Here is a 12,202-nt window from a genome sequence, read left to right on the forward strand (position 1 = left end):
GTCAAATCTTCTTATTGAAACAAGAGCTTGTCTCGGATGCCCGCTTGCCGGGCGTGGACGGCTGCCGGGTGTCCGTCTTGTGGTTCGGCCGGTCCCGATGGCCGTTTTCGGGTAGACGCCGCAATGATCGAACGGCGGCCTCCAATTCGCAACCTATTCGGAGACGAACTGTGTTTATCATGAAAAACAAATATCGAGGATATAGAGATTTATGCCGTTATACATTGATCGTGCTCGGTGCTTTCGGCGGGAGCGCGGTGCTTGTCGGATGCACGGATGACCCCAGAAAATATCAAAACCTGCAATCGTCCCCTCAATTGTCCTTGCAGAAAAGCAGCGAGTTCAAATGGCAATATTTGGATCCGGACGCTGATTTTTCAAAATATAAATCGGCGATGATCGATCCGGTCGAGATTTACCGCGGTTCGGACGCACAGTTCGGTAGCACGTCGAAGAATGACCGCGTCTATATGGCAAACTATATAGATAAGACCTTCCCGAAGGAGATCGGTAAAAAATACACGCTTGTCCATTCGGCTGATTCGCGCACTCTTCGCTTTCATGTCACGTTAACGGGGGTGAAGAAAAGTATTCCCGTTTTGTCGACGATTTCGCATATATCAAGTGTCGGTCTGGTTACAAATGCGGGGATGCAGGCTGCTGGGGGGAACGGGACTGCCTATGGTGCGGTCTATTATGCCGTCGAGGTGTATGATGCCCAAACGTCGCGCCTTCTTTACGCTCAGGTGACGGTACAAACACCGGACGCCTTGGACCCGACGGTTAGTTTCGGTTATCTGGACGCCGCGCGCGAGGGCGTGCGCATCGGTGCGCATCATCTTGTGCAGAAACTGGAGAAACTGTCCAAGCAGGAACATACGACCATCGTCGAGAAAACGGGCGATATCGGCGAGGCCAAGGGGGCGCGGCGTGGCCAGGGAGGGGCGTGACGGGGCGATCCGCCCCCGACGATCGCCCGTGTCTCCGCTTAGCGGCCTGTTGATCTCGGGCGGTCCTGGATCAGTTTTGCGAGATCGATGATTTCGCCCTGTCGCATTCGAATGGAGGCGCCTTCGCGCGCCGGCAGTTTGAAGTGTGTGATCAGTTCCATCAGCTTTTGCGTCTCGCCTGTCAGGCTTCGCGATGACGAACGTGAATTGTCGGCTATGGACGCGTTTTTCTGGGTGGTCTGATCCATGACATTCACGGCGGTGGTGACCTCCCTGAGGCTGGAGGATTGTTCGCGCGCGCTGTGAACGATCGTGTCCAGTTTCTCCTCCATTGTCGCGACGAGGCCGGAAATATCCTGCAGCGCGCGCTCGGTGTCCCGCACGCATGTCGCGCCGGCATGAATGTCCTCGACCGTCTTGTTCACCAGGCGGCTGATGCCCTTGGCGGCCTCGGCGCTGCGCTGGGCAAGGCTGCGGACCTCGCTGGCCACGACGGCGAAGCCTTTTCCCGCATTGCCCGCGCTGGCGGCCTCGATACTGGCATTGAGGGCCAGGATATTGGTCTGGAACGCGATGTCTTCGATCATTTCCACGATGGCGACGACTTCGGCGGAGCTTGTCTCGATGCGCTGCATGGCCTCGCGGGTCTTGCCCATGATTTCCGAAGACGCTTCGGCGGAGCGGCAGGCTTTCATGCCGATGGCCCGGGTATGGGTGATGATGTCCTCGGAATGAGAGACGTTCCTGGAAATCTGGTTTATCGCGGAGGTTGTTTCTTCAAGGGCGGCGGCCTGCTGCTCCGTTCGCCTGGCGAGTTCCTCCGCACCGCCGGAGACGGCCTGGCTGCCTTTCCCGATGATGCCGACCGCGTCGGAAATACTCCCGATGGCCAAAGCGAGCTGCTGGATCGACTGGTTGAAATTGTCGCGCAGGGGTTCGAACTCCTGGGGCAGGGTATCATGGATACGGACCGAGAGATCGCCGCCGGCCAGGGCGTCCAGCCCGGTGCCGATCGTTTCGATGACCCGGTTGCCGTCCTTGAGCCTCTTTTCGTCTTCCTGGCGGCGCTTGGCCTGCATCAGTTCGTTCTGGCGGCGCGCCTGCCGGGATTCGGCGTCGGCCTGCTGTGCCTTGAGAAGGGATTCGCGAAAGCTCTCGAGCCCGCGTGCCATGGCGCCGATTTCGTCCGATCGCCGCGCCCCGTATACCGTCACGTCATATTGGCCGTGTTCCAGTTCCGCGACTGAGCGCAGGAGGTTGCGCAAGGGGGTGCTGAGCAACCTGTCGAACGTGACCCACATCAGCACGATGGACAGGATAATCAGCGTCACGCCCGGAACGACAAGGGAAAAGACGGTATTCCATACGGGCTTGGTGACGGCATCGGACGGCACGTCGACGACGAGGGTCCAATATATGCCGAAATCGTCAATTCTGATCGGCACGACAATGCGGTCCGCCGCGCCGCCGTCGAAGCCCCGCATGATGGTCAGCTTGTGCTGGGCCATGGCGTTTTGCATGTCTGGAGTGGCATCGTCATGTTTCATCGTCAGGGATGGGTCGGGATTGACGATCCAGACGCCCTGATCCGAGAGAAGGGAAACGGTCGAGCCCTGGGTGACGTGAACGCTTTTCAAGAGCGGGGCCAGCCAGCCGAGCGGGATGTCCGCGCCGATGACGGCGATTCTCTTGCCGTCGAACGTGATGGGGTAGGTGGGCGATACCATCGGAACCCCTGAATCCGCATCGATATACGGTTCGAGACCCTCCAGATTTCCGGTCTTTATAATATTGTAAAATACATTGCTGTAATGCAGCGGCGGGGTGGTGATCGAGACCTTGCCGTCGGGGCCGCGGACGGCGTAGGGGAAGAATGTGTCGTGGCGATCCGCGACCGGGCCGCCGGGAAAATGCGAGGCTTCGCCCTCGTGGGGGGCTTCCTTGACGTCCATGCCGTAAATATTGGGGAAGAGACGCATGGTTTCGGACAAATTGTCGATGACGAACTGTCTGGTCAGCACCCCGGACCGATGGGCGGATTCGATGGTGCCCCGCAGACTGCGCACGACGGTGTTCTGCGCGGCGAGCGCCTGTACGATCTGCTGCGCCAGGATCTGGCTTTTTGAAATGGCCTGGGAATAGATGGTCTTTTCGACCTGCGCTTTCATCAGCCTGGCGGACAGGGCGACGGCAACGATCTGGATGACGACAAAGGACAGCCCGCATATCATGATGATTTTCGTCGACAGGGAGCGACGGGATGGCGCATTTGACGATGCCGTCATGAAAATAATCCTTCGACGCAATGGAAAGACGCCATTTCGTTGATGTTCGTGGAAAATATCGGGCGTCCTGGTCGTTGTACGCAGGAGCGGATCTTCTCGGCCCACATGTCAGGTCAGGCTCTTGGGAATTTCGCCAGAATTTACCGTTAGTTAAGGTTGCGATTCAGTCATATCGGCCGCGGAAGGTCAACGAATTTTTCACGACTGCGACTGTGGAATATTATGGAAAATAAAATATAGTTTAATTTTATAGTCTGAAATCTTGAACCGTCCATTTTCCGATTATTGTAACAACCCATATAGGGCGGGGCGGTGGCGCGAGGCCGTTCGATATGCTTCGCCTGTGATTTTTCTTCACAGATATTGTGGTGGATCGATGGGTTATCGAGGGCTCGGACATGGCCTATCTTCGGGGCCGGATTGCCTTGCATGCGGCATCGCGTTGGCGCCTGAATATCAAGATTGCTCCATGGAGGTCGTGAACGCGCATGGGCCCGCCTGGAATTGAAGCGGTCTGGGATCGAGCGGGTGTGGAAGTGGGGAGAATAGTGTGATGAACGGATCGGTTTCCCGTGGTTCCGCGGCCGAGGCGGGGGCGGGTTTCAACTGGCCGCTGCTGGCGCTTGCCGTCGGCGCCTTCGGTATCGGTACCACGGAATTCACGCCGATGGGCCTGCTGCCGGTGATCGCCCAGGGGGTGGACGTGTCCATTCCCTCGGCCGGGCTGCTGGTCAGCGCCTATGCGGTCGGCGTCATGGTCGGTGCGCCGTTCATGACGCTTGCCTTCAGCCGTTTCGGCAAGCGCACCGCGCTGATGCTGCTGATGGGGATCTTCACCATCGGCAACCTCCTCTCGGCGCTGGCCCCGGATTATTACACGCTGCTGGCGTCGCGGCTGGTCACCAGCCTCAATCACGGGGCCTTCTTCGGCCTGGGCGCGATCGTCGCGGCGAGCGTGGTGCCGCAGGAGAAGCAGGCCAGCGCCGTGGCCACCATGTTCATGGGGCTGACCATCGCGAATATCGGCGGCGTTCCGGCGGCGACCTGGGTCGGCCAGCAGGTGGGCTGGCGCGCGGCCTTCGCCGGGACGGCAGGGTTGGGTCTTCTCGCCATCGTCTCGCTGTGGCTGGCGCTGCCGCGGGGTGAGCCGGGCGAAATGCCGGACATCCGGCGCGAACTCGGCGTGCTGGTCCGTCCGGCCGTGCTGCTGGCCATGGCGACGACGGTGATGGGCGCCGGCGCGATGTTCACGCTCTATACCTATGTTTCCCCCGTCCTGGCCGATCTTGCGGGGGCGTCGCGGACGTTCGTGACGATCGCCCTGGTGCTGATCGGTGTCGGCTTCACCATCGGCAACGGCTTGGGCGGCCGGCTCGCCGACTGGTCGCTCGACGGGGCGACCAAGATCTTCCTGGCGGCGCTGGCCGCGATCATGCTGGGGCTGCCGCTGGTGCTGACGAGCCATGTCGGCGCGGCGGCCGGCCTGCTGGTCTGGGGGGCGGCGACCTTCGCCATCGTGCCGCCGGTGCAGATGCGGGTGATGCAGGCGGCGGCCGAGGCGCCCGGCCTGGCCTCGTCGATCAATGTCGGCGCCTTCAACCTGGGCAACGCGCTTGGTGCCGCGGTCGGGGGTGCGGTGATCCGCCTCGATTTGGGCTATGCGGCCGTTCCGGTCGCCGGCGGCCTGCTTGCGGCGGCGGGGCTGGCGCTGGTGCTGGCCGGCGGTCGCGAGGAGCGTCGGCTGGCATCCTGCGATGCCTGACGCCGGGCAAGGGGGAGCGTGCACGGAACGTCGCGATGGGGTAATGTTTCGGCAACGTGAACAAAGCTGGCGGGGCCGATAGCCATGGACCAAGGTTTTGAGGCGATTTCCTGGGCGGATTTCGCGAAGGTGGAATTGCGGGTCGGCAGGATTGTCAAGGCGGAGGCCTTTCCCGCGGCGCGGAAGCCGGCCTATATCCTGCATGTCGATTTCGGGCCGGAGATCGGGGTGCGCAAATCGAGCGCGCAGATCACCAGACTGTATACGCCCGAGACCCTGGTCGGGCGGCTGATCGTGGGGGTGGTGAATTTTCCGCCCAAGCAGATCGGACCGATCCGGTCGGAATGCCTGGTGACCGGGTTTCACAATGAAGATGGCGATGTCGTGCTGTGCGTGCCGGATGGCGTTGTGCCGCCGGGGACGAAGCTGTGCTGACGCCGTCCCGGCATGACCTTGCGACGCGCCGAGGGCGGATGGCGCGGGTCAGTCGGTCAGGAGATGGCCCGTGCGGTCGGCGAGCGGTATTTTTCCTGCGATCTTGCCGATGATCTTGCCGGGCCAGGCGCAGGTCTGGCTGTGGCGGGCGAAGAATAGGCCGTCGGTCGCGGCCAGCACGTCGATGCTCTGTCCCAGCGGATCGATCACGGTGGCCACCACGTCGCCGGTCCGCACCTGGTCGCCCAGCCTGGCGCGATAGGCCACGAGGCCCGCGATCGGGGCCTTGACCTGCTGCATCGCCGCGAGCGGCGTGGCGTCGCAGGACAGGCGGGGCAGGGGGTCGGGCGCGTCCGGCCGGTCGATCAGGCCGCGCCGTTCGAGGATGCGGTAGAGGGCGGCCGCCTGGTCCTGGGCCATGCCGAGATCGACATCGTCGTTGCTGCCCAGTTCCAGCGTCGCGGCGGCGCAGGCGGGGGGGATCGCGGCGTCGGGGAAGCGTCGCGCCAGGTCCTGCCATGGGAGGCTGCAGGCCTCGTCGAACGGGTTGCCGCCGGAGATGTCGGCCAGCAGCACCGCGCGCGCGTCGATTTCGGCGGCGATGTCGCGCATCTGCGGCCAGAGCGGCGTGCCGACATACATATGGCGCTGGGCCTGGTTGTCGGCATGCAGATCCAGCACCAGGTCGGCGTCGTGCGCGAGGGTGAGCAGGCGATGGCGCAGTCCGTCGAGCGCCGTCGCCGGCCGCATCGCCGCCAGTGCCTCGGCCATCGCGGCACGGATGCGCGCGACATTCGCCGCCGCGTCGCCGTCCAGGCGGCCCGCCAGAATCCTGGACGCAAGAGCGGCCAGGTCGGGATAGCCGCGGTTGAAATTGCCGCCGGACGCGGTTTCGGCGCGTCCGAGCAGGAAGCCCTGCCGCCATTGCGTCAGGCCGATCGGGTTGGCCTGCGGCAATATGAGGATCTCGCCGCGCAGCCGGCCGCGGGCGGCGGCTTCGTCGAGCAGCCGGCGCAGGAAATACAGTGCCAGCATGCCGGGAAATTCATCGGCGTGGAGCCCGGCCTGGAGATGCGCCTTGGGCCGGGCGCCCGGCGTGCCGTAGCGGAAGACCGTCACGGTATGGACGTGGCCCGCCGCGTCGGGGGGCAGGGAATAAAGCTGCCGCGTGGCGGCGGCCGAGGGCTCGCCTGCCGCCGGGGGCGGGGTGTCGGCGGGGAATGGCATGCGTCCGTCCTTCAGACCTCGGAATCCACGTCGCCGGTGGTGTCGCGACTTTGGAGGCCGGGGAGGCCGGGGAGAGCGGCCAGGGCGTCGTCGATGCGGAACATCTCCATCTCGTAATAGGCGGCGCAGGCGGCGTTCAGGCAGTGCACGACGTCCGGCGCGGCCATGTTGCCCGCGGCCTCACCCGCGAGCGGGACCAGCTTGGAGCCCGGCGGCATGTCGCGCAGTTCGATGTCATGCGCGTCCAGGAACGAAGCGACGGCGTTCTGCGTCTCGGCATGGGTCTTGCCGGGCTCGTCGGGCTTGCCGAGGGCGAGCACGGTTTCGACCACCGCGAGCGGGGTGGTCATGCGTTTCCAGTCCGCCTGGATCGCGGGGGCCAGCTTCCGGGCCAGGGCCTCGTCGGACAGCAGGGCGGTCAGGGCCTGGGAATCGAAATACATGGCTGAACCTTTCTTCTCTTCCTGTGGTGCGTTTCTTCCGCCGGTCCGTTCAGGTATCCCGGTCGCGGATGCTTTCGATGTCGAGGAGGCCGCTGCCGTTGCCCGTTGCGGTGAAGCGCAGCGCGATCGGCCCGTCATGCGGGGGGCCGCCGTTGCCGCGCCGGCCGGCGCAGTCCTCGAGCAGGTCGCCGACGAGCTGTGCGAGCCGCGTGTCGGCGTCCGGCATATCGGCGTCTGGCGTATTATCGGCGTTTAGCAGGTCGGCGTTCGGCATGCCGGTTTGGGGGGCGGCGCGCGTTACGGTGCCGGTATCGAGGTCGATGACGTCGCCGGGCAGCGCCATGTGGAGTTTCGTGCCTTCCGTCCGGAAATCGTCGCCCTGGAGGGCGGTGCGCAGCAGGTCGATATCCACCAGCACCGCGCCGTGCCGGCCGATGACGGTCAGGTGCGCGTTGTCGTGGCCGGCCACCACGCCGCTTTCCTCGCACAGGCCCAGGCCGTAGCGCACGCCTTCCTCGGCGCAGGCCACGACCAGCCGGGCCAGCCGGCGGGCGGCGGTGAGGTTCTGGTCCACGATGGCCGAGCCGAACAGGCCCAGCCCCTCCTGGATCACGATGCCGCGCCGCCCCATGTCGGAGGCCACGCCGAAGCGCAGGGCCTCGTAGGACGAGCCGCCGGCGATCATCGAGCCCGACAGGGCCGAGGCCGCGCCCGCCACAGCCACGATCGTGGCCCCCGCCGCATAGGCGCGGGCGATCGCCAGCAGGACCGGCGTGACCTCGCCGCGATGCAGCAGCGTCTCGACCAGGCGGATCTGGTTGCCGCCGGCCAGCACGATGGCGCGCAGCCCGGCGATGCGTTCGACCAGCGCCGGATCGGCCAGTTCGACATTGTCGATGGTCAGGCCGAGATCGATGGCCTCCACCCCGTGGCGGCGGAAGGCGCGCAGCCAGGACTGGGCCTCGTTGCGTGGTTCGGACGAGGCGGCCGCGATGATGCCGACCGGGCCCGCATGATCCCGCATGCAGTTCCGCGCCAGGTCGCGCATCAGAGCGTTGCAGCGCAGCGGCGAGGAGCCGAGCAGCACCAGGCGCGCATCGTCGCCGGGGGCGATTCCGTAATCGCGGGCCAGAGCGGCGCGCCGGCTGGCCGCGAGTTGCGCGGCGTCGAGCTTGCGCGCCGCGACGGCGGCGCGGAAATCGAGCGCGGTCATGCGCAGCATGTCGTCGCGCAGCGCGATCAGCCCGCGCGATCGGTCCGGCACGCGGCCGAGTTCGACCGTGGTGGCGATCCCGGCCTTGGGTTCGATCGCCCGGGCGCGATCGGCGGCGTAGGCCGTGCTGTCGCCCAGCACCAGGCGCGCCAGCAGGTCGTAGAGCGTATAGGCGCCGAACACGTTGCGCGGCGAGCGCGCGGGGGCGCGATAGGCGATTTCGGACGCCAGGACGGGGCGCTTGTGCATGTCCGGCGTCACGCGGTGATCCGGCAGGTCGAAACTGTCGCCGTCGTCGAGATAGGAAAAGGCGATGCCGTCGATCGTGCGGCCCTGGCGGTCATAGGCGGCGCCGGCCATGTCCACGATGACGGCGCCATATTCGCCGATGACCCGGCCCTGCGTGCCGTCGACGAACAACGCGGTGTTTTCGTCGATGCCGTAGCCGCGCGGGGTGCCGGTCTCGGCCATCGCCATCACCAGGCGTCCGAACCGTCCGCGCTTGAGGAAATGCTGGTCGACGATGCCCCAGGGGAAGAAGCCGAGCCCGCGCCCGAGCAGCAGGCCCGGGCGGTCGGGATTGGTGACCACGCCGAAGGTCGTGGCCTCGAGCGAGGTGCCGCCCTCGATCATGATGTCGGACATCATCGCGGCGCCCGCGCTGGAGCCGGCGACGAGGCCGCCGGCCGCATGGGCCGTGCGGATGGCGCCGAGAAGGGGCGTCGCCCGCCCTTGGGGGGCCAGGGCGGCGGTGATGAAGGCCTGGTTGCCGCCGGTGAAGAAGACGCTGCCGTAAGCGCCGACCAGGGCGGCGAGCGCCGGGTCGTGCGCGGCCCGCGCCGCGCCGGGGCCGTGAACGGGGGCGAGGGCGGCATCGAAGCCATGCGCGCGAAAGGCGGCGACCGTTTCGGCCCCGACGGCGTCGGGTTCGGACGAGGCGGTGGGGAACACGACGATGCGCCCGCCCGAGAGACGGTGCATCTCGCGATAGACGGCATCATTGTCGTCTTCGAGACGGCCGCCGATGACGGCGAGCTTCGGGCGGTTGCCCGCCGGTTCGGCGGGAGGCTGGGAGATGGACATGGGTGGCGGTCAGGCGTCCGGAGCGATCAGCACGCCGCGCGAATCGGTCACCACCCTGAAGCCCGCGGGCAGGTCGAAGGCGCCGTCCATGATCCGCGCCGCCGCGTCGGGCGCGGGCGCGCCGTCGAAGGCGGGGCGGAAATGGATGATCTGCTTCCAGGAGCGGGTGATGTTCTCGCAGAAGAACAGGACGAGGTCGTCGGGGCGCGCCATATCGAGCGCCGCCTGGAGGGATTGTTCCTCTTCCTCGATGATGCGGATGGCGTCCTCGGCGACGCCGGCGTCGCGCAGCGCAGCCTGCATGATGCGGGGCATCTCGTCCATCGCGCGGCCGCGCGGCGTGTCGTCGCGATGGCAGATATAGACGTCGAAATGCCCGGCCACCCGGGCCGCGATCGCCGCCACGTCCTCATCACGCCGGTCGGCGGGGCAGGTGACGCAGACGATGCGGCGGCCGCGCGGCTTGAGACGCTCGACCAGTTCGGTCATCGCCGCCACCGCGGCCTCGTTGTGTCCGTAATCGAGGATCACGCGGAAGCCGTGCTCGTCATAGACGTTCATCCGGCCCGGCGACTGGAAGAACGTGTTGTCGAACGTGCGCAGCCCGGTGCGGATCTGGTCCAGCGTCTTGCCCAGAGCATAGGCCATGGCGGCCGCGAACATCGCGTTCTCGACGTTGTGCAGTGCCTTGCCTTCCAGCGTCGCCGGGATCAGGTGCGTCCACATCAGCGGGATGTGCAGCCCGTTGTCGTAGATGACGATCTGCTCGCCATTGATGCCCTGTTCCAGCACGATGGCGCGCTTGCCCAGGCGGATATGCTCGCGCACCAGCATGTGGTCGGGGTTGCGGGTGACGTACATGATGTGTTTCGCGGGGGATTGGGCGGCCATCTTGAGCGTGTATTCGTTGTCGGCGTTCAGCACCACCGTGTCGCGCGTGACCTGGGCGATGACCTGCTTGACCGCCGCCAGTCCTTCGAGCGTGTGCACGCCGCCCAGGCCCAGATGGTCGGACGTCACGTTCAGCACCGCGCCCACGTCGCAGAAACTGTAGCCCAGCCCCGAGCGGACGATGCCGCCGCGCGCGGTTTCCAGCACCGCGATGTCCACCGTGGGGTCGCGCAGCACCATCTTGGCGGAGACCGGGCCGGTCATGTCGCCCTTGATGGTGACGTTGCCGTCGATATAGACCGCGTCGGTCGAGGTCTGGCCGACCACGTGGCCGGCCATCTTGAGGATATGCGCCAGCATGCGCGCGCAGGTCGTCTTGCCGTTGGTGCCGGTGAGGGCGGCGATCGGCACGCGGCTTTGCGTCCCCGGCGGGAAGAGCATGTCCATGATCCGGCCGCCCACGTCGCGCGGCTTGCCCTCGGACGGGGCGATATGCATGCGCAGTCCGGGCCCGGCATTGATCTCGCAGATCGCGCCGCCGGTCTCGCGGTAGCTTTTGGTGATGTCCGAGGTCAGGAAATCGACCGCGCCGATATCCAGTCCGATCGCCCGGATGGCGCGTTCGGCCATCAGCTTGTTGTCCGGGTGGATCACGTCGGTCACGTCGATCGCCGTGCCGCCGGTCGAGAGATTGGCGGTCTTGCGCAGATAGATCTTCTGCCCGGCATCGGGAATGCTGTCGGGCGTCATGTCGCGTTCGGCCAGCAGGCGCAGCGCCTGTTCGTCCAGTTCCAGCCGGGTCAGCAGGTTTTCGTGCCCGACGCCGCGGCGCGGGTCGCGGTTTTCCGCCTCGACCAGGGCGGCGATCGTGCGGGCGCCGTCGCCCACCACATGGCCCGGCACGCGCAGGGCGGCGGCGACCAGTTGGCCGCCGACCACCAGCAGGCGGTGATCGTCGCCCGCGATCATCGATTCGATGACCACCGCCGACCCTTCGCGCTCGGCCGCGGCGAACGCGGCGGCCACCCCGGCCGCGTCGGTGACGTTGACGCTGACCCCGCGGCCGTGATTGCCGTCCAGGGGCTTGACGACGACCGGGAAGCCGATCCGCTCGGCCGCCGAAAGGGCCGCGTCCGGTTCGTAGACCACGCGCTGCCGGGGCACCGGCAGGCCCAGATCGGCAAGCAGGCGATTGCTGAGATTCTTGTCCGACGCGATCTCGACGGCGATATGGGAGGTCTTGCTGGTCAGCGCGGCCTCGATGCGCTGCTGGTATTTGCCCTGTCCGACCTGGATCAGGCTGCCATCGTTCAGGCGATAGACGGGGATGTCGCGCGCGTTGGCCGAGCGCACCAGCTCCATCGCCGACGGGCCGAGCGACCGGCGGTCGGCATAGCGCAGGAAGCGCGCGATGTCGTCCTGCAGGTCGGGTTCGCCCTTTTCGTCGGCGCGGGCGATCGCCACCAGCATGTCGCAGGCGACCTCGCCGGCTTCCAGGCCGATATCCTCGGATTCGTAGCTGTAGAGAACATCGACCTCATCCGGCGCCTGGGTCGCGCGCGCCATGGCGCGTCCACCGTCCTGTGCCGCCAGGTGCTGGAGGTGCAGCGCGAGTACCGCGACCAGTTCGCCCAGCGCCGGGGCCGGCGCGGCCGCGAGCGCCGCCGACCAGGCATCGGCGGCGGCGCCCTGGAGCGGCAGGCCCGGCATGGCGGCCTTCAGCCGGTCGAGCAGCGATGGGCCGAGCGCCTGGAGCGCCGTGGCGTAGGACGGCGTGACGTCGACGGTCAGGCGGATGAGCGGCGTCGTCGCGTAGACGTTGGGACCGACATAGACCGAGGTGGAGACAATATTCATGGAAGCCCCATTCTTTCCCTGGCGATCATGCACGACACGCCGATGCCGCACATGAA

At 66.0% G+C, this 12,202-nt stretch carries 8 protein-coding genes; 3 read left to right on the forward strand and 5 right to left on the reverse strand.

All coding sequences use genetic code 11. From position 1 onward, the window contains the following. Nucleotides 1–179: 179 nt before the first annotated feature. On the forward strand, nucleotides 180–950 hold the full coding sequence (locus AAC691_RS22035) for a DUF3313 domain-containing protein (protein ID WP_342628492.1): 771 nt from the start codon (nucleotides 180–182) through the stop codon (nucleotides 948–950). 38 nt (nucleotides 951–988) lie between these two features. Here AAC691_RS22035 and AAC691_RS22040 read toward each other — a convergent pair whose 3' ends face one another. Then, nucleotides 989–3,235, reverse strand: coding sequence for a methyl-accepting chemotaxis protein (locus AAC691_RS22040; protein ID WP_342628493.1), 2,247 nt, complete (start codon nucleotides 3,233–3,235; stop codon nucleotides 989–991). A gap of 553 nt (nucleotides 3,236–3,788) precedes the next feature. On the opposite strand from AAC691_RS22040, the gene AAC691_RS22045 reads away from it, so the two are divergent. Beyond that, nucleotides 3,789–4,997 (forward strand): MFS transporter, encoded by a 1,209-nt coding sequence (locus tag AAC691_RS22045; protein ID WP_342628494.1) that lies wholly within the window; start codon nucleotides 3,789–3,791, stop codon nucleotides 4,995–4,997. Nucleotides 4,998–5,081: 84 nt separating this feature from the next. Continuing rightward, entirely contained in the window at nucleotides 5,082–5,432 is a 351-nt protein-coding gene (locus tag AAC691_RS22050; RefSeq protein ID WP_342628495.1) for a tRNA-binding protein, read from the forward strand. Nucleotides 5,433–5,480: 48 nt separating this feature from the next. Here AAC691_RS22050 and AAC691_RS22055 read toward each other — a convergent pair whose 3' ends face one another. From AAC691_RS22055 to cphA, 4 genes are read right to left on the reverse strand one after another with little or no spacing between them, the layout of a single operon-like run. Further along, nucleotides 5,481–6,659, reverse strand: coding sequence for a succinylglutamate desuccinylase/aspartoacylase family protein (locus tag AAC691_RS22055; RefSeq protein WP_342628496.1), 1,179 nt, complete (start codon nucleotides 6,657–6,659; stop codon nucleotides 5,481–5,483). A gap of 11 nt (nucleotides 6,660–6,670) precedes the next feature. Further along, complete coding sequence (locus tag AAC691_RS22060) at nucleotides 6,671–7,102, reverse strand: type II toxin-antitoxin system VapC family toxin (RefSeq protein ID WP_342628497.1); 432 nt, start codon at nucleotides 7,100–7,102, stop codon at nucleotides 6,671–6,673. Nucleotides 7,103–7,151: 49 nt separating this feature from the next. After that, a complete protein-coding gene (locus tag AAC691_RS22065) occupies nucleotides 7,152–9,398 on the reverse strand; it encodes a cyanophycinase (protein WP_342628498.1) in 2,247 nt (748 codons plus the stop codon). A gap of 9 nt (nucleotides 9,399–9,407) precedes the next feature. Then, nucleotides 9,408–12,146 (reverse strand): cyanophycin synthetase, encoded by a 2,739-nt coding sequence (gene cphA, locus AAC691_RS22070; RefSeq protein ID WP_342628499.1) that lies wholly within the window; start codon nucleotides 12,144–12,146, stop codon nucleotides 9,408–9,410. Nucleotides 12,147–12,202: the final 56 nt, after the last annotated feature.

The organism is Nguyenibacter vanlangensis (assembly GCF_038719015.1).
Lineage (GTDB): Bacteria > Pseudomonadota > Alphaproteobacteria > Acetobacterales > Acetobacteraceae > Gluconacetobacter > Gluconacetobacter vanlangensis.

Excerpts from the sequence above, each read along its gene's own strand:
- AAC691_RS22055 (WP_342628496.1), bottom strand. The coding sequence starts at position 6,659 with ATGCCATTCCCCGCCGACACCCCGCCCCCGGCGGCAGGCGAGCCCTCG.
- cphA (WP_342628499.1), bottom strand. The coding sequence starts at position 12,146 with ATGAATATTGTCTCCACCTCGGTCTATGTCGGTCCCAACGTCTACGCG.
- AAC691_RS22065 (WP_342628498.1), bottom strand. The coding sequence starts at position 9,398 with ATGTCCATCTCCCAGCCTCCCGCCGAACCGGCGGGCAACCGCCCGAAG.
- AAC691_RS22060 (WP_342628497.1), bottom strand. The coding sequence starts at position 7,102 with ATGTATTTCGATTCCCAGGCCCTGACCGCCCTGCTGTCCGACGAGGCC.
- AAC691_RS22050 (WP_342628495.1), top strand. The coding sequence starts at position 5,082 with ATGGACCAAGGTTTTGAGGCGATTTCCTGGGCGGATTTCGCGAAGGTG.
- AAC691_RS22040 (WP_342628493.1), bottom strand. The coding sequence starts at position 3,235 with ATGACGGCATCGTCAAATGCGCCATCCCGTCGCTCCCTGTCGACGAAA.
- AAC691_RS22045 (WP_342628494.1), top strand. The coding sequence starts at position 3,789 with ATGAACGGATCGGTTTCCCGTGGTTCCGCGGCCGAGGCGGGGGCGGGT.
- AAC691_RS22035 (WP_342628492.1), top strand. The coding sequence starts at position 180 with ATGAAAAACAAATATCGAGGATATAGAGATTTATGCCGTTATACATTG.